This window comes from Streptomyces sp. NPDC054872, assembly GCF_053610705.1.
The window spans coordinates 90,822-107,959 of sequence record NZ_JBSGYY010000023.1; the positions used below are offsets into that span (position 1 = coordinate 90,822).

At 69.4% G+C, this 17,138-nt stretch carries 16 protein-coding genes; 12 read left to right on the forward strand and 4 right to left on the reverse strand.

Annotation, left to right across the window (positions count from 1 at the left end):
• Window positions 1–23: 23 nt before the first annotated feature.
• The 7 genes from rsmD (at window position 24) to mutM (ending at window position 5,105) form a co-directional block, all read left to right on the forward strand.
• Window positions 24–617: a 16S rRNA (guanine(966)-N(2))-methyltransferase RsmD gene (rsmD, locus tag ACWGIH_RS26275; RefSeq protein WP_453443641.1), complete on the forward strand. Its 594-nt coding sequence runs from the start codon at window positions 24–26 to the stop codon at window positions 615–617.
• Between the two features lie 26 nt (window positions 618–643).
• Window positions 644–1,123, forward strand: a complete 480-nt coding sequence (gene coaD, locus ACWGIH_RS26280; RefSeq protein ID WP_453443734.1) for a pantetheine-phosphate adenylyltransferase — start codon at window positions 644–646, stop codon at window positions 1,121–1,123.
• A gap of 98 nt (window positions 1,124–1,221) precedes the next feature.
• The gene (locus ACWGIH_RS26285; RefSeq protein WP_453443639.1) at window positions 1,222–2,277 is read left to right on the forward strand and encodes a cell division initiation protein; all 1,056 of its coding nucleotides are present in this window, start codon (window positions 1,222–1,224) and stop codon (window positions 2,275–2,277) included.
• A 166-nt stretch (window positions 2,278–2,443) separates the two neighbouring features.
• Entirely contained in the window at window positions 2,444–3,088 is a 645-nt protein-coding gene (locus tag ACWGIH_RS26290) for a YceD family protein (RefSeq protein ID WP_453443732.1), read from the forward strand.
• Between the two features lie 2 nt (window positions 3,089–3,090).
• Entirely contained in the window at window positions 3,091–3,264 is a 174-nt protein-coding gene (gene rpmF / locus ACWGIH_RS26295; protein ID WP_003965982.1) for a 50S ribosomal protein L32, read from the forward strand.
• Window positions 3,265–3,271: 7 nt separating this feature from the next.
• Window positions 3,272–4,138, forward strand: coding sequence for a ribonuclease III (gene rnc, locus ACWGIH_RS26300; protein WP_453443637.1), 867 nt, complete (start codon window positions 3,272–3,274; stop codon window positions 4,136–4,138).
• A 103-nt stretch (window positions 4,139–4,241) separates the two neighbouring features.
• On the forward strand, window positions 4,242–5,105 hold the full coding sequence (gene mutM / locus ACWGIH_RS26305) for a bifunctional DNA-formamidopyrimidine glycosylase/DNA-(apurinic or apyrimidinic site) lyase (RefSeq protein ID WP_453443636.1): 864 nt from the start codon (window positions 4,242–4,244) through the stop codon (window positions 5,103–5,105).
• On the opposite strand, the gene ACWGIH_RS26310 is transcribed toward mutM, so the two are convergent.
• Window positions 5,075–5,494: a winged helix-turn-helix transcriptional regulator gene (locus ACWGIH_RS26310; RefSeq protein ID WP_453443635.1), complete on the reverse strand. Its 420-nt coding sequence runs from the start codon at window positions 5,492–5,494 to the stop codon at window positions 5,075–5,077. The two genes, mutM and ACWGIH_RS26310, sit on opposite strands and share 31 nt — an antisense overlap.
• Before the next feature lie 75 nt (window positions 5,495–5,569).
• Complete coding sequence (locus ACWGIH_RS26315; protein WP_453443633.1) at window positions 5,570–6,511, reverse strand: CAP domain-containing protein; 942 nt, start codon at window positions 6,509–6,511, stop codon at window positions 5,570–5,572.
• 132 nt (window positions 6,512–6,643) lie between these two features.
• Here ACWGIH_RS26315 and ACWGIH_RS26320 point away from each other — a divergent pair, with 132 nt between their 5' ends.
• The 4 genes from ACWGIH_RS26320 (at window position 6,644) to ACWGIH_RS26335 (ending at window position 13,050) form a co-directional block, all read left to right on the forward strand.
• A complete protein-coding gene (locus ACWGIH_RS26320) occupies window positions 6,644–6,925 on the forward strand; it encodes an acylphosphatase (RefSeq protein ID WP_361838089.1) in 282 nt (93 codons plus the stop codon).
• A 383-nt stretch (window positions 6,926–7,308) separates the two neighbouring features.
• The gene (locus ACWGIH_RS26325; protein ID WP_135333243.1) at window positions 7,309–7,512 is read left to right on the forward strand and encodes a hypothetical protein; all 204 of its coding nucleotides are present in this window, start codon (window positions 7,309–7,311) and stop codon (window positions 7,510–7,512) included.
• A gap of 304 nt (window positions 7,513–7,816) precedes the next feature.
• Window positions 7,817–11,392 (forward strand): chromosome segregation protein SMC, encoded by a 3,576-nt coding sequence (gene smc / locus ACWGIH_RS26330; RefSeq protein ID WP_453443632.1) that lies wholly within the window; start codon window positions 7,817–7,819, stop codon window positions 11,390–11,392.
• A gap of 230 nt (window positions 11,393–11,622) precedes the next feature.
• Window positions 11,623–13,050, forward strand: coding sequence for a sugar porter family MFS transporter (locus ACWGIH_RS26335; protein WP_453443630.1), 1,428 nt, complete (start codon window positions 11,623–11,625; stop codon window positions 13,048–13,050).
• 44 nt (window positions 13,051–13,094) lie between these two features.
• Here ACWGIH_RS26335 and ACWGIH_RS26340 read toward each other — a convergent pair whose 3' ends face one another.
• On the reverse strand, window positions 13,095–14,075 hold the full coding sequence (locus ACWGIH_RS26340; protein ID WP_453443629.1) for an LLM class flavin-dependent oxidoreductase: 981 nt from the start codon (window positions 14,073–14,075) through the stop codon (window positions 13,095–13,097).
• 124 nt (window positions 14,076–14,199) lie between these two features.
• The gene (locus ACWGIH_RS26345) at window positions 14,200–15,654 is read right to left on the reverse strand and encodes a purine-cytosine permease family protein (protein ID WP_453443627.1); all 1,455 of its coding nucleotides are present in this window, start codon (window positions 15,652–15,654) and stop codon (window positions 14,200–14,202) included.
• A gap of 198 nt (window positions 15,655–15,852) precedes the next feature.
• Between ACWGIH_RS26345 and ftsY the strand changes: the two genes are divergently transcribed.
• Window positions 15,853–17,061 (forward strand): signal recognition particle-docking protein FtsY, encoded by a 1,209-nt coding sequence (gene ftsY, locus ACWGIH_RS26350; protein ID WP_453443626.1) that lies wholly within the window; start codon window positions 15,853–15,855, stop codon window positions 17,059–17,061.
• Window positions 17,062–17,138: the final 77 nt, after the last annotated feature.

Here is a 17,138-nt window from a genome sequence, read left to right on the forward strand (position 1 = left end):
TACGTACACCGACAAGGACTCAGATGACCCGCGTGATCGCCGGTGTGGCCGGCGGACGTCGCCTCGCCGTCCCGCCGGGAACCGGCACACGGCCCACGACCGACCGCGCACGCGAGGGCCTGTTCTCCACCTGGCAGGCCCTGCAGGGCACGCTGGACGGCGCGCGCGTCCTCGACCTGTACGCCGGGTCCGGAGCCATCGGCCTCGAAGCGCTCTCGCGCGGCGCGGGCCACGCCCTGCTCGTCGAGGCGGACGCCCGCGCGGCGCGCACCGTCCGGGAGAACGTGAAGTCGATCGGCCTGCCCGGTGCCGAGGTCAGGGCGGGCAAAGCGGCCCAGATCATCCAGGGCGGCGCCCCCACCACCCCGTACGACCTGGTCTTTCTCGACCCTCCGTACGTCGTCACCGATGACGATCTTCGCGAGATACTGCTCACACTCCGTGCGGGGGGCTGGCTCACGGACGATGCGCTCGTCACCGTTGAACGCAGTACCAGAGGCGGAGAATTCAGCTGGCCCGACGGCTTCGAAGCACTGAGGTCCCGTCGCTACGGCGAAGGCACGTTTTGGTACGGTCGCGCCGCCTCTACGTGCGACGACTCAGTGATCGCGCCATGACCGGACCGGAGAGCGAGGGACTTCAGTTGCGCCGCGCCGTCTGTCCGGGGTCATTCGACCCCATCACCAATGGACACCTCGACATCATCGCCCGCGCCTCCAGGCTGTACGACGTGGTGCATGTCGCGGTGATGATCAACCAGTCGAAGAAGGGCCTGTTCACCGTCGACGAGCGGATCGAGCTGATCCGCGAGGTGACCGCCGACTTCGGGAACGTCGAGGTCGAGGCCTTCCACGGCCTGCTCGTCGACTTCTGCAAGCAGCGCGACATCCCGGCCATCGTCAAGGGTCTGCGCGCGGTCAGCGACTTCGACTACGAACTCCAGATGGCCCAGATGAACAACGGCCTCTCCGGTGTCGAGACCCTCTTCGTGCCCACCAACCCCACCTACAGCTTCCTGTCCTCCTCGCTCGTCAAGGAGGTCGCGGCCTGGGGCGGCGACGTCGCCCACCTGCTGCCGCCGGTGGTCCACGAGGCGCTCACCGAGCGCCTCGGCAAGAAGTGACGCACTGACAGCCCGTCACCCGGTGTCGGGCGGCGGCCGACTGGCCTTACAGTCGTGCCGTCCGTCTCCAACCAGCTGTAGAGAGTGGCGAGCACACGGTGGACGTGCAGAAGAAGATCGATGAGATCGTCGACGCGGTCGGCAGTGCCCGGTCCATGCCGATGTCGGCCTCGTGCGTGGTCAACCGCGCCGATCTGCTGTCGATGCTCGAAGAGGTGCGCCAGGCGCTGCCCGGCTCCCTCGCCCAGGCCCAGGAGCTCATCGGCGGCCGCGAGCAGCTCGTCGAGCAGGCCCGCCAGGAGGCGGAGCGGATCATCGAGACCGCGCACGCCGAGCGCGGTTCGCTGATCTCCGACACGGAGGTCGCCCGCAACTCCCAGGGCGAGGCCGAACGCATCCTCGCCGAGGCCCGGCAGGCCGCCGAAGAGGTCCGCGTCGAGGCCGACGACTACGTGGACAGCAAGCTGGCCAACTTCGAGGTCGTCCTCACCAAGACACTCGGCTCGGTCGGCCGCGGCCGCGAGAAGCTCCTCGGCACCGGACCCGGCCTCGACGAGCAGGGCTACGAGGACGAGGACGCCCCGCAGCGCAGCCACGACCCCGAGACGCTGCGCCGCGACGCCGACGCGTACGTCGACGCCAAGCTCGGTGCCTTCGAGGCGGTCCTCGCCAAGACCCTGGAGGCGGTCGGCCGGGGCCGCCAGACCCTGCACGGCCGGGCGCCCGCCGACGACCTCGCGGGCCTCGCCGAGGGCCTCGCCTCCCAGGCGCACACCACGGACGCCGAGTACCTCGCGGGCCTCACCGACCCCACGGCGCCCGCCGCTCCCGCCCCCGCGGCCCCGCAGCCTCCCCAGGCGCCCCCGCAGATCCCGGCCCAGCAGCCGTACGCGCCGCCTCAGCAGGAACCGGACCCGTACGCGTACCAGCAGCAGGACCAGTACAGCTACCAGCAGCAGTACGCCCAGCAGGATCCGTACGGCTACCAGCAGCAGGATCCGTACGGCTACGGGCAGCAGGGATACGACCAGACCCAGCAGCAGGGTTACGCGGAGCCGCAGCAGCAGGCTCCCGGCGTGCTCGACGAGACCAGCCTCTTCGACACCGGCATGATCACGGCGGAGCAGCTGCGCCAGTACGAACAGGGCCGGTGACGCCGGGTCCGTTGCCCTCGCGGGGCCGGATTGGGCCGTGAGCGAAAGGTCCAGTATCCTGGTTCTTCGGTCGCGCGTACGTCCGCGATCCAGGCTGCCCGGCTGACGAGCGAAGCTCGTCCGGGGGCGGCCCTTGAACTTCCAGGATTCGAAAGCAGGAAAAGCCCTGAGTGCTCGCCTTGACCACCGCAACCCACTCGTGTTCGACACACACGAGCTGGGTCGGCGTCCCGGTGCGCTGCAGCGGCTGACCCGTTCCATCGAGGCCCCCGGTTCTCCGGACGTCCTCGGTATCGACGGGGTGATCGGAGTGCCGCAGGGTGCCCCGGTCGAGCTGGAGATCCGCCTTGAGTCGGTCATGGAAGGGGTGCTTGTCACAGGCACCGCCCGTGCGTCGGCCGAGGGGGAGTGCGTAAGGTGTCTGGAGCCGCTGAAGCTTGAGGTGGAAGCGGACTTCCAGGAGATGTTCTCGTACCCTGACGCCGACGACCGGGGCCGCACCGCGGAACCGGCCGACGACGCCGAGGACGACGAGGACAGGCTCTATCTCGAGGACGGCTTGTTCGACCTCGAGCCTGTGCTGCGCGATGCGGTGGTGCTTGCACTGCCGATGCAGCCGGTGTGCCGGGACGACTGTCCGGGTCTGTGTTCCCAGTGTGGGGCACGGCTCGCGGACGACCCGGACCACCACCATGACGCCGTCGACATTCGTTGGGCGGCACTGCAGGGACTCGCCGGGACCATCCAGGACGGCGAGAAGGACGACGTGAGCGGCGCCGAAGCCGGCGTCGACGAGAAGCAGGAGAAGTAGCCGTGGCTGTTCCGAAGCGGAAGATGTCGCGCAGCAACACGCGCCACCGCCGGTCGCAGTGGAAGGCTGCGGTCCCCACTCTGGTTTCGTGTGAGCGTTGCCAGGAGCCGAAGCTGCAGCACATCGCGTGCCCGAGCTGCGGCACGTACAACAAGCGCCAGGTCCTCGAGGTCTGAGCGGCTGGTGAGAGGCACCGTGTCTAGCCACAAGATGGCGGAAGACGCCAACGCTGAAAAGGCTGCAATCGCCAAGAAGCAGGCGGAAAACACGGCCTCGTCCCACACGCTTTTGGAAGGGCGGCTCGGGTACAAGCTCGAGTCCGCCCTTCTGGTGCGTGCACTGACCCACCGTTCGTACGCGTACGAGAACGGCGGTCTGCCGACGAATGAGCGGCTCGAGTTCCTCGGGGACTCGGTGCTCGGTCTCGTCGTCACGGACACGCTCTATCGCACCCACCCCGACCTGCCCGAAGGCCAGCTGGCCAAGTTGCGGGCCGCGGTGGTCAATTCGCGTGCGCTGGCGGAGGTCAGTCGTGGCCTCGAACTCGGTCTCTTTATCCGGCTCGGCCGGGGCGAAGAGGGCACGGGTGGCCGGGACAAGGCATCCATCCTCGCCGACACCCTTGAAGCGGTGATCGGCGCGGTCTATCTGGACCAGGGTCTGGACGCGGCGGGCGAGCTGGTGCACCGGCTCTTCGACCCGCTGATCGAGAAGTCCTCGAACCTGGGCGCGGGCCTGGACTGGAAGACCAGCCTCCAGGAGCTCACCGCGACCGAGAGCCTCGGTGTTCCCGAGTACCTCGTCACGGAGAGCGGCCCGGACCACGAGAAGACCTTTACTGCTGCCGCCCGCGTCGGAGGCGTCTCGTACGGCACCGGCACCGGCCGCAGCAAGAAGGAAGCGGAGCAGCAGGCCGCGGAGTCCGCATGGCGCGAAATTCGCGCTGCCGCGGATGAGCGGATCAAGGCGGCGGAAATCGCCGCCGTCGCTACGACTGCTGCTCCCGCTGCCGCGGAGGTTGACGGGGCTGCCGAAGCCTCCTCTGCCTGACAGCTCCAATGGTGGTGCCGGTCGCCCTCTGGGTGGCCGGCACCAGTCATTTCGCCGCTTCGCGGCATCTCTCCCACCCGCCCGCTGACCCGGAGTCCTCTACATGCCCGAGCTGCCCGAGGTCGAAGTCGTCCGGCGTGGTCTTGAGCGGTGGGTGGCTCATCGGACCGTCGCCGATGTAGAGGTGCGCCATCCGCGTGCCGTGCGGCGGCACCTCGCGGGCGGTGACGACTTCGGCCTGCGCCTCAAGGGGCACCGGGTCGGTACGGCGATGCGGCGCGGAAAGTATCTCTGGCTGCCCGTCGAGGACAGCGGTACCTCGATCCTCGCCCATCTCGGCATGAGCGGGCAGCTGCTCGTCCAGCCCCAAGAGGCGCCCGACGAGAAGCACTTGAGGATTCGCGTACGGTTCGCCGACGCGCTCGGCACCGAGCTGCGCTTCGTCGACCAGCGGACCTTCGGTGGTCTCTCGCTGCACGAGAACACCCCGGACGGACTGCCGGACGTCATCGCGCACATCGCACGCGACCCGCTCGACGAGCAGTTCGACGACGCTGCCTTCCACGCCGCGCTGCGCCGCCGGCGTACGACGATCAAACGGGCCCTGCTCGACCAGTCGTTGATCAGCGGCGTCGGCAACATCTACGCGGACGAGGCCCTTTGGCGGGCGAAGCTGCACTACGAGCGTCCCACCGCCACGTTCACGCGCCCCCGCACGGCCCAACTCCTGGGCCACGTAAGGGATGTGATGAACGCGGCGCTGGCTGTCGGCGGCACGAGCTTCGACAGCCTGTACGTGAACGTGAACGGCGAATCCGGGTACTTCGAGCGGTCACTCGATGCCTATGGGCGTGAGGACGAGCCGTGCCGTCGCTGCGGTACCGCCATGCGCCGGCGCCCCTGGATGAACCGCTCCAGCTACTTCTGCCCGCGCTGTCAGCGGCCGCCCGCCGCCCCCTTGTCGTAGCGGTCGCGCGCTTCGAGCACGCCGTCCATCCTGCCCTCGACGAAGTGGATGAGGTGCATCAGACGGTCGGTGACCTCCCGCCCCAGCGGGGTGAGCCGATAGTCCACGCGCGGCGGGTTGGTGGGCTGCGCGTCGCGGTGGACCAGGCCGTCGCGCTCCAGGGCGTGCAGCGTCTGGGACAGCATCTTCTCGCTCACGCCGTCGACCCGGCGGCGCAGTTCGTTGAAACGGAACGTGCCGTCGTGCAGCGCGCCCAGGGTGAGCGCGCCCCAGCGTCCGGTGACGTGCTCCAGGGTGCCGCGCGAGGGGCACTGCTTGGAGAACACGTCGTACGCCAGGTCCTGGGCGTCGTCGGCCCGGGCGGCGCCGGTCTGAGCGGGGGAGTCCATGCAGCCAGCATACTCCCGCACAGCGCTGACCCAGGGGTTGCGCTAACCGAGGGTTAGCGCAACCGGTGATGTGCTCTAGAAGCCGAAGTCCTGCGTCCACCACGGGCCGCCCGGCGCGAAGTGCGCGCCGACGCCCAAGGTCTTGTAGTCGCAGTTGAGGATGTTGGCCCGGTGGCCGGGGCTGTTCATCCAGGCGTCCATCACGGACTGCGCGTTGGCCTGGCCCCGGGCGATGTTCTCGCCGCCGAGGTCCGATATCCCGGCCTTCTCGGCGCGGTCCCACGGGGTCGCGCCGTCCGGGTCGGTGTGGTCGAAGAAGTCGCGCTCGGCCATGTCCGAGCTGAAGTCTCCGGCGAGCGAGGCGAGCGCGGCGTCGCCGCTCACGGGGGAGCAGCCCACCTTGGCCCGCTCCTGGTTGACCAGGGTGAGCACGTCCGCCTCGGCGACGCTCTCCGCGGACGGCGACTTCGATCCGGTGGCCGGCGGGGCCTTGGGCTTCTCTGCAGGCTTGCGGGACGGGCTCGGGGGCGTCGTCTTCTTCTTCTCGTCGGTCCGGGGCGCGGGCGCCTTGGACGACGGCTTCTTCGACGGCTCGGCCGAGGGCTTCTCGGTGGAGGTGGACTGCGACGGGGTGGAGGCCGGGGCGTCCGGGCGCTCGGAGCCACGGCTCGGCGGGGCCGACTCGCGCTCGGCGGTGCCCGTGTCGCCGCCCTGGGGGGACACCTCGCTGGGAGTCGTGGCGGCACGCACCTTGTTCGAGTCGCCGCCACCGCCGAGGGAGTAGTTGTCGGCTCCCGGGATCAGGCCGGACGCGACCGCCACGGCACCCATCGCCACGGCTGCCGAGACCCCGAGCAGGCCGGTGCGCACCGGTGCGGCACGGCCCTTGCGGCGGTGTGACACGGTGGCGGGGCGGGGCTCCGGGACGCCGGCGTGGCCGCCCGCGTATGTGTCGGAGACCCCAGTGGCGCGGCCGGTGGCGGCTGCCCCTGCGCCGGAGCGTCGGTGGCGTCCCATCTCCTGGCCTTCCTCGTCCTCAGCGGTCAACGTGGCTCACCCATACGAGTGAGGCTCATCGAGTCGGGACTGTACGCGATGGCGCATGGGGACGAAGTGCTCCGAGAGCAATTGGCCGGTTAGCGTGCACCCATGAACGAAGAAGTCAGAGTCACGGCCTGGGTGCGTGGCCAGGTGCAAGGCGTGGGTTTCCGCTGGTTCACGCGGGCCAAGGCTCTGGAGATCGGCGGTCTGAGTGGTTTTGCTCTCAATTTGGAGGACGGCCGTGTGCAGGTCGTCGCCGAGGGTCCCCGCGCGGGTGCCCAGGGGCTGCTCGACTGGCTGCGCACGGGCGACACACCCGGCCGCGTCGACGGCGTCACTGAGATCTGGGACACTCCGCGCGGCATCTACGACACCTTCGCGATTCGCTGACGAAGAGCTGTCGGGCGGGCCCGCTCCGATGCGGCCGTGGCAACTGCCCGGGGCAGAAAACGCCTGGTGGTTGCCAAGAACGTCCCGTCGTGGCAGGCTCCCGGGTGAAGGAAGATCGACACGCCCTCAGGGCCCCGCAGCAGAGGCAGCGCCGCCGTTTCAACGGCCGCAGGCCCCCGGGTTGCCCGCCAATACGGGGCGTGATCGTGTTGACCGTCAAACTTTTTGGTGAGACTCTGGAAGCCCCGCGCACCTTAGCTGTTTGGCATGTGAGAACGGCCCTGCAAGACCAGCACGAACAACGAGTGCCAAGCACCGCGGGTGCGATTCCCTCACGACCCACACCGCTTCGGTCGGTCACTCATTGTGGAGGACCATCCATCATGGCAAAGGCGCTTCTCGGTTACGTCGGCGGTTCCGACCCGCGACTTCTCGCCGAGATGCGACGGCTCCAGCAACGCGTCCAGGACCTGGAATCTGAGCTCGTGAAGATCCAGGCCGAGAACGACGCGCTCGCGGCTGCCGCTTCTCACGAATCGCTCCTGGAGAGCATCGACGTACCCCAGGCGGAGCCTGCGCTCACCTGACCATCACCTTCAGCAAGGCGCTCATCTCACACGACCGCGCGTAACGCCTGTCCGCGTCACGCATTCTCCGGTCTGTGGGATGCCTGATAACGCATGTGGTCAGGCTGCCCATGTCAGCCGCTTGTCCAGATCTGCAAGGGACGCTTCGGCGTCCCTTCTTTCTTGTCGCCGCATGGTCCGCTTCCGTTACACCTGATGTGCCCTGCATGTTCCTGGGTGAAACGGTGGAAGGGAAGGTGCGGCGCGCACCGCCCCGCCGACAAGGACGGTGGTGGGAGACGGGCGGAAGGTAGAGTCCGACGGCGTGCACCTCAAGGCCCTGACTCTGCGCGGTTTCAAATCCTTCGCGTCGGCGACGACGCTGAAGTTCGAGCCGGGCATCACCTGCGTCGTCGGACCGAACGGCTCCGGCAAGTCCAATGTCGTGGACGCGCTGTCCTGGGTCATGGGCGAGCAGGGCGCCAAGTCGCTGCGCGGCGGCAAGATGGAGGACGTCATCTTCGCCGGCACCACCGGGCGCCCGCCGCTCGGCCGTGCCGAGGTGTCCCTCACCATCGACAACTCCGACGGCGCGCTGCCCATCGAGTACGCCGAGGTCACCATCACGCGGATCATGTTCCGCAATGGCGGCAGCGAGTACCAGATCAACGGCGACACCTGCCGGCTGCTCGACATCCAGGAACTGCTCTCCGACTCCGGCATCGGGCGCGAGATGCACGTGATCGTCGGCCAGGGGCAGCTCGACGGTGTCCTGCACGCCGACCCCATGGGCCGCCGCGCCTTCATCGAGGAGGCCGCGGGCGTCCTCAAGCACCGCAAGCGCAAAGAGAAGGCGCTGCGCAAGCTCGACGCGATGCAGGCCAACCTCGCGCGCGTACAGGACCTGACCGACGAGCTGCGGCGGCAGCTCAAGCCCCTTGGCCGGCAGGCCGCCGTGGCGCGCAGGGCCGCCGTCATCCAGGCCGATCTGCGCGACGCCCGCCTGCGGCTGCTCGCCGACGACCTCGTACGCATGCGGGACGCGCTGCGGACCGAGGTCGCCGACGAGGCGGAGCTCAAGCGGCGCAAGGACACCGCCGAGGCCGAGCTGAAGAAGGCGCTCCAGCGGGAGGCCGATCTTGAGGACGAGGTGCGCCGCCTCACGCCACGGCTCCAGCGGGCGCAGCAGACGTGGTACGAGCTGTCACAGCTGGCCGAGCGGGTGCGCGGCACGGTGTCGCTGGCCGACGCCCGGGTCAAGAGCGCCACCGCCGCGCCCCCGGAGGAGCGGCGTGGCCGTGACCCCGAGGACATGGAGCGCGAGGCCGCGCGGATCCGCGAGCAGGAGGCGGAGCTCGCAGCCGCCCTGGAGGCCGCGGAGCACGCCCTTGAGGACACCGTCGGCCACCGCGGCGACCTGGAGCGGGAGCTGGCCGTCGAGGAGCGCCGCCTCAAGGACGTGGCGCGGGCCATCGCCGACCGGCGCGAAGGGCTCGCCCGGCTGACCGGCCAGGTCAACGCGGCGCGCTCGCGGGCGGGCTCCGCGCAGGCCGAGATCGACCGGCTCGCCCTGGCGCGTGACGAGGCGGGGGAGCGCGCGGTCGCCGCCCAGGAGGAGTACGAGCAGCTGAAGGCGGAGGTCGAAGGCCTCGACGCCGGTGACGCGGAGCTCGGCGAGCGGCACGACGAGGCGAAGCGTTCCCTCACGCAGGCCGAGGGCGCGCTGACGGCCGCCCGCGAGGCGGCGACCGCCGCCGAACGCAAGCGGGCCGCGGTCGCCGCCCGGCACGAGGCGCTCGCGCTCGGCCTGCGGCGCAAGGACGGTACGGGGGCGCTGCTCGCTGCCAAGGACCGTCTCACGGGGCTGCTCGGTCCCGCGGCCGAGCTGCTCTCGATCACCCCCGGGTACGAGGTCGCGATCGCGGCGGCGTTCGGTGCGGCGGCGGACGCGATCGCCGTGACCACACCGGCGTCGGCGGCGGAGGCCATCCGGCTGCTGCGCAAGCAGGACGCGGGACGGGCCGCGCTGTTGCTGGCGGGGGCGCCCGGAACCGGCCCCGGTGACACCCGGCAGCGGAGTGCCGAAGGGCCGCCCATGGTCGCCGAACTGGTGCGCGGGCCGGAGGAGTTGATGCCCGCGGTGCGGCGGCTGCTGCGGGGAATGGTTGCCGTCGGCACTCTTGAGGACGCCGAGGACTTCGTCTACGCCCACCCGGAGCTCACCGCCGTCACCGCCGAAGGCGACCTGCTCGGGGCGCACTTCGCGCAGGGCGGGTCGGCCGGGGCGCCCAGCCTGCTCGAAGTACAGGCATCCGTCGACGAGGCGGCCGCCGAGCTCGAACAACTCGCCGATCAGTGCGAGGAGTTGGCGCACGCCCAGCAGGAGGCGGGCGAGCGGCGCAAGGAGGCGGCCGCGCTCGTCGAGGAGTTGGGGGAGCGCCGACGCGCGGCCGACCGGGAGAAGTCCGCCGTGGCCCAGCAGTTGGGCGCCCTTGCCGGGCAGGCGCGCGGCGCCGCGGGCGAGGCCGAGCGCAGTGCGGCCGCCGCGGCGAAGGCTCAGGAAGCGCTGGACAAGGCGGTCGAGGACGCCGAGGAGCTGGCAGAGCGGCTCGCCGTGGCAGAAGAGACGGCCTCCTCGGAAGGAGGGGAGGAGGAGCCCGACACCTCGGTGCGCGACCGGCTCGCCGCCGACGGGGCCAACGCCCGGCAGACCGAGATGGAGGCCAGGCTCCAGGTGCGTACGCACGAGGAGCGGGTCAAAGGCCTGGCGGGACGCGCCGACTCGCTCGACCGGGCGGCGCGCGCCGAACGCGAGGCACGCGCGCGTGCCGAGCAGCGCAAGGCCCGGATGCGGCACGAGGCCGCGGTCGCCGAGGCCGTCGCCCGTGGTGCGCGGCAGCTGCTCGCGCACGTCGAGGTGTCCCTCGTACGGGCTCAGGAGGAACGCGCCGCCGCCGAGCACGCCAAGGAGGTGCGGGAGCGAGATCTGACCGCCGAGCGGAGCCAGGGCCGCGACCTCAAGGCCGAGCTCGACACATTGACGGATTCAGTCCACCGCGGCGAGGTACTCGGTGCCGAGAAGCGGCTGCGGATCGAGCAGCTGGAGTCCAAGGCACTGGAGGAACTCGGTGTGGAACCGGCAGGACTCGTCTCCGACTACGGCCCCGACCAGCTCGTGCCGCCCTCCCCCGCGGCCGAGGGCGAGGAGCTCCCCGAGGACCCCGACGACCCGCGCAACCGGCCCGTGCCGTACGTCCGCGGTGAGCAGGAGAAGCGGCTGAGGTCAGCCGAACGGGCGTATCAGCAGCTCGGGAAGGTGAACCCGCTGGCCCTTGAGGAGTTCGCCGCCCTGGAGGAGCGTCACAAGTTCCTGAGCGAGCAGCTCGAGGACCTGAAGAAGACGCGGGCCGACCTCCTGCAGGTGGTGAAGGAGGTCGACGAGCGCGTCGAGCAGGTCTTCACCGAGGCCTACCGGGACACCGCCCGTGAGTTCGAGGGCGTCTTCTCGCGGCTCTTCCCGGGCGGTGAGGGACGGCTCATCCTGACCGACCCCGACAACATGCTCGCCACGGGTGTCGACGTCGAGGCGCGCCCGCCCGGCAAGAAGGTCAAGCGCCTCTCGCTGCTCTCCGGCGGTGAGCGGTCGCTGACCGCCGTCGCGCTGCTCGTCTCGATCTTCAAGGCGCGGCCGAGTCCCTTCTATGTGATGGACGAGGTCGAGGCCGCGCTCGACGACACCAACCTGCAGCGGCTCATCCGGATCATGGAGGAGCTGCAGGAGGCCTCGCAGCTCATCGTGATCACGCACCAGAAGCGGACGATGGAGGTCGCGGACGCGCTGTACGGCGTGTCCATGCAGGGGGACGGCGTCTCGAAGGTGATCAGTCAGCGGCTCCGGTAGCCCTCGCCGACCCACCTCGTCACCGCATCTCCATAACTTCAAGACTTGAACGAACCACACCTCAGGAGTCCCTGAAAGTCACAGGAACCCAGGTATTGACTTCGAAACTTGAAGGCATAGTCTCTGCAACGTTGCTTTTACCTTCAGGTGGTGGGCGGCGTGAAGTTGTGCGCCACTTGAAGTGCTCACCCCCACCCCCGGCGATGTTGCCGGTGGCCCGAGGAGTCCATGTGACCAGCACAACGAAGGCGCCGCAGCCCGGCCACGGCAGAGAGGCCCAGCCGGACCATCTCGGCCATGTCATCTTCATTACGGCGGCCGCCGCGATGGGTGGCTTCCTGTTCGGCTACGACAGTTCGGTGATCAACGGCGCGACCGTCGCCATCCAGCACCGATTCGACGTCGACGCCAACATGCTCGGCTGGATCATCGCCACCGCACTGCTCGGCTGTGCCGTCGGTGCCGCGATCGCCGGCCGTATCGCCGACCGCATCGGCCGCATCCGCTGCATGCAGATCGCCGCCGTCCTCTTCGCGGCGAGCGCCGTCGGTTCGGCCCTGCCGTTCGCGGCGTGGGACCTGACGATGTGGCGCTTCATCGGCGGCATCGGCATCGGCATGGCGTCCGTCATCGGCCCGGCCTACATCGCCGAGGTCGCACCGCCCGCCTACCGAGGCCGCCTCGCCTCGTTCCAGCAGGCCGCGATCGTCATCGGCATCGCCGTCTCCCAGCTGGTCAACTGGGCCATCCTGAACATGGCGGACGGTGACCAGCGCGGCAAGCTCCTCGGCCTGGAGGCCTGGCAGCTGATGCTCGGCGTCATGGTCATCCCGGCCCTCCTCTACGGCCTGCTCTCCTTCGCGATCCCCGAGTCGCCGCGCTTCCTCATCTCGGTCGGCCGCAACACCGAGGCCAAGAAGGTCCTCGGCGAGGTCGAGGGCACCAAGATCGACCTCGACGCCCGCGTCACCGAGATCGAGGAGGGCATGCGCCGCGAGCACAAGTCCTCGTTCAAGGACCTGCTCGGCAAGGTCGGCTTCCTGCCGATCGTCTGGATCGGCATCGGCCTCTCGGTGTTCCAGCAGCTCGTCGGCATCAACGTGATCTTCTACTACTCGAACCAGCTGTGGCAGTCGATCGGCAAGGACCCGAGCAGCTCGTTCCTGTACTCGTTCGAGACGTCGATCGTGAACATCGTCGGCACGGTCATCGCGATGATCTTCGTCGACCGCATCGGCCGCAAGCCGCTGGCCATCATCGGTTCGGCCGGCATGGCGCTCGCGCTCTTCACCTGCGCCTGGGCGTTCTCCTACCGCACCGGCAGCGGTGACAACGTCTCGCTGCCGGACGCGCAGGGCCTGACGGCGATCATCGCCGCCAACTTCTTCGTGCTCTTCTTCGCCCTCTCCTGGGGCGTGGTGGTCTGGGTGCTGCTCGGCGAGATCTTCCCGAACCGGATCCGCGCCGCCGCTCTCGGTGTGGCCGCATCGGCCCAGTGGCTCGCCAACTTCGCGATCACCAAGACGTTCCCGAGCATGTCCGAGTGGAGCCTGACCGGCTCGTACATCATCTACGGGGCCTTCGCCCTGATCTCGATCCCCTTCGTCATGAAGTTCGTCAAGGAGACGAAGGGCAAGACCCTGGAGGAGATGGGCTAATCCCCGCTGCCCCTCCTCTGAGGATGCTGCCCCGGTTCAAGGACCTATTCCTTGAGCCGGGGCAGTACGTTTTCGCAGAAGTGGTGCAGGCTGCGCCATCCCTCGTCGACCGGCATCCCGCCGGAGAGCGGATGCAGCACGAGATTGGCGGCGCCGCCCTGCACGTACGCCACGCACTGGTCGGGCGTCAGGACACGGTAGACACCCTCGGCACGCAGCTCGTCGACCGTGGTGGCGCTCGACTTCACCGCCGAGCGGATGTCCTTGGACTGCCAGGAGGCGTACGTACGGGCCTCGTGCAGGAAGTGCTCGCCGTGCTCGGCCCAGGTGCGGTCGGGGTCGTCCGCGATGTGCAGGAGCGGGGTCTCGGCGGCGGGCATCATCGTCCAGCCCTCGGTGCCGTACTCCGCGAGGCGTTCGTTGTAGTACGCCTCGAGCTCCGGCAGATGGGCGCTGGGGAAGAACGGCAGCCCGAGCCGGGCCGCGCGCCGGGCCGCCGCCTGCGAGGAGCCGCCGACCAGGAGCATCGGGTGCGGCCGGGTGTACGGACGCGGGGTGACGCGCACGGTGCGGCCGCGGAACTCGAAGGGTTCGCCCGTCCACGCCTGCAGCAGGGTCTCCAGGAGCTCGTCCTGGAGCTTGCCGCGCCGCTTCCACTCGACGCCGAACGCCTCGTACTCCTCGGGCCGGTAGCCGATCCCCGCCACCGTGACGAGGCGGCCGCCGCTGAGTAGGTCGAGTACGGCGATGTCCTCGGCGAGCCGCAGCGGATCGTGCAGCGGGCCGATGATCGCGGAGACCGTGACCGCGATGCGCCGGGTCGCCCCGAAGACCGCGCCGGCGAAAGTGAAGGGCGAGGGCAGCCAGTTGTTGGCGACGCCGTGGTGTTCCTCGGTCTGCACGGTGGAGATGCCCCGGTCGTCGGCGTACGTGGCCATCTCCACGGCGGCCTTGTAGCGGTCGCTCAGCGAGGAGGGCGTGGCATCCGGATCGACGAGGTTGAAGCGTACGACTGTGACGGGCATGGAAACGTCCCCCTTCACCGTGTGCGGGCGAAGAGGGACGTTAGATGACGCGATGTCAGATGACCATAGCCCGGGGGCAGTTGATCCGGATCGGGCGCGGTGTGGCGTCAGGTGCTGGACGCCGTCAGGCCGAGACCAGCTCCGTCTCGCCGTCGCCGTGGCCCTTGGGGCCCTCGGGGGCTTCGACGGCCGGGGTCCTCGGAAGCACCGCGTACAGCGCGGCGGCGATGAGGATCGTGGCCAGCCAGCCCAGGCCGTTGCGGCCGATCCAGGAGGTGGCGAGTGGGCCGCTGAACCAGTCGACCTTCGTGAAGAGCAGCCCCGCCACCAGCGCGATCGCCCACGCGGTCATGGCCTGCCAGGCGAAACCCGCCTTGTACCAGTAGGCACTGGTGCGCTTGGTGTCCATCAGCGCTTCGCCGTCGTACGTCTTCCTGCTCAGCATGTCGATGCCGAAGACGCCGATCCAGGCGGAGAAGGCGACCGCGAGCAGGGTCAGGAAGGAGATGAACGAACCGATGAAGCTGGTGGCCACGTTCATCAGGAGGTAGCCGAAGATCAGGCTGATGATGGCGTTGATGGAAACCGCCCACGTGCGCGGGACCTTGATGCCGAGCGTCATGGCGGTGAAGCCCGCGGAGTACATCGACATCGAGTTGATGAGCAGCATGCCGATCAGGGCCATGATCAGGTAAGGCACCGCGATCCACGTCGGCAGGAGCTGGCCGAGGAAGGAGACCGGGTCCGAGGCCTTCGACAGGCTCGGCGTGCTGACCGCCATGACCGCGCCCATCAGGACCATCGGGACGACGACGATGCCGGCGCCACCGATGGCGTTGCCCACGAGGGCCTTGTTGGAGGCCTTGCGCGGGAGGTAGCGGGTGAAGTCCGGGCCCGTGGGGACCCAGCTGATGCCGCCCGCTGCGATCACGCCGACTCCCGCGACCATCGCCGCGGTGGAGCCCGCGGACTGCGAGAAGACGTCCGACCAGGGGGTGTTGGCCACGAGGTAGACGAGCACGAGGACGCTGAACGCGCCGAAGAGGTACGTCGCCCAGGTGTTGCAGATGTGCAGGACCTTGCGGCCCAGGCCGCTGATGACGAACGTGCAGGCGACGAAGGCGATCAGCGTCACGATCGTCAGCCACGTGCTGGACTTCACGCCGAAGCAGATGTCCAGGACGGTGATGATCGCGTACGCGCCCGTGACCGCGTTGATCGTCTCCCAGCCCCAGCGGGCCACCCAGATCAGTGCACCCGGGAAGAGGTTGCCGCGCTGGCCGAAGACGGCGCGCGAGAGCGTCATGCCGGGGGAGCCGCCGCGCTTGCCCGAGATCGAGATCAGACCGACGAGGCCGTAGCTCAGGAGCGGCGAGACCAGGGCGACGACCAGGGCCTGCCAGAAGTTGAGGCCGTTGGTCACGATGAGGCCGGCGCCCATGGTGAGCAGCAGGACGCTGATGTTGGCCGCCACCCACGTGGGGAACAGCTCGCGGGCCTTGCCTGTGCGCTCGGAGTCGGGGACGGGCTCGAGGCCGCGTGTCTCCAGGGCGCCTTCGTTTTCGGCGGTGGTGCTCATGGGGTGGGGTCCGTGCCTCTCGCTCGGATCGCAACGCCGCGATCCGTCCGTGGGGGTGATCGCGTTGGACTCTACGCGCGTTGATGCGGAGAGCTCCATCGTACTTTAGTCCGAGTAGTGCCCTCTATGAGCTTATGTTCTTTGGAGGAAGCTACAGCCTGAGCCTCTGGTGCCCCCATGGCTGATACTGGGTGGGTTATGGAAATCGTCATCCTTGCTGTAGTCATCGCCGTGGTCGTGATCGGCGCGCTCGGCGGGCTCGTGGTCGGCAGTCGCAAGAAGAAGCGGCTGCCCCCGAAGGCCCCGTCGTCCACGCCCACCATCACCGCTCCTCCGGCCGAGCCGCACATCGGCGACGAGGCCGAGACGCCGCGCGACGAACCGCGCCGCACGATCGAGGAGGTGGAACTCCCGGGCGCCGGTGCCGAGGCGCCGGTCGTCATCGAAGAGGCTCCCGAAGCCGCCCCGGAGGTCGAGACCCCGGAGCCCACGGCAGGTCGCCTGGTCCGTCTGCGCTCGCGCCTCTCGCGCTCGCAGAACGCACTCGGCAAGGGGCTGCTCACGCTCCTCTCCCGCGAGCACCTGGACGAGGACACCTGGGAGGAGATCGAGGACACGCTCCTCACCGCCGACGTGGGCGTGGCCCCCACGCAGGAACTGGTCGAGCGGCTCCGCGAGCGCGTCCGCGTGCTCGGCACCCGTACCCCCGACGACCTGCGCACGCTGCTGCGCGAGGAACTCGTGGCGCTGGTCGACCCGGACCTCGACCGCACGGTCAAGACCGAGTCGGGCCTGGAGACGCCCGGCATCGTGATGGTCGTCGGTGTGAACGGCACCGGCAAGACCACCACCACCGGCAAGCTCGCCCGCGTCCTGGTCGCCGACGGCCGCTCCGTGGTCCTCGGCGCCGCGGACACGTTCCGTGCCGCCGCCGCCGACCAGCTGCAGACCTGGGGCGAGCGCGTCGGCGCCCGCACGGTCCGCGGCCCCGAGGGCGGCGACCCCGCGTCGATCGCCTTCGACGCGGTCAAGGAAGGCATCGCGGAGGGTGCCGATGTCGTCCTCATCGACACCGCGGGCCGCCTGCACACCAAGACCGGCCTGATGGACGAGCTCGGCAAGGTCAAGCGCGTCGTCGAGAAGCACGCGCCGCTCGACGAGGTGCTGCTCGTCCTGGACGCCACGACCGGGCAGAACGGCCTGGTGCAGGCGCGGGTCTTCGCCGAGGTCGTCAACATCACCGGCATCGTCCTGACGAAGCTGGACGGCACGGCCAAGGGCGGCATCGTCGTCGCGGTCCAGCGCGAGCTGGGCGTACCGGTGAAGCTGATCGGGCTCGGAGAGGGCGCGGACGACCTCGCCCCGTTCGAGCCCGAGGCCTTCGTCGACGCGCTGATCGGCGAGTAGCCACTCCGGCGCGCGGCGCCACGCACGAAGAAATGCCCCACCCCGGGGTGCAGCCGGGGTGGGGCATTTCGTGTGCG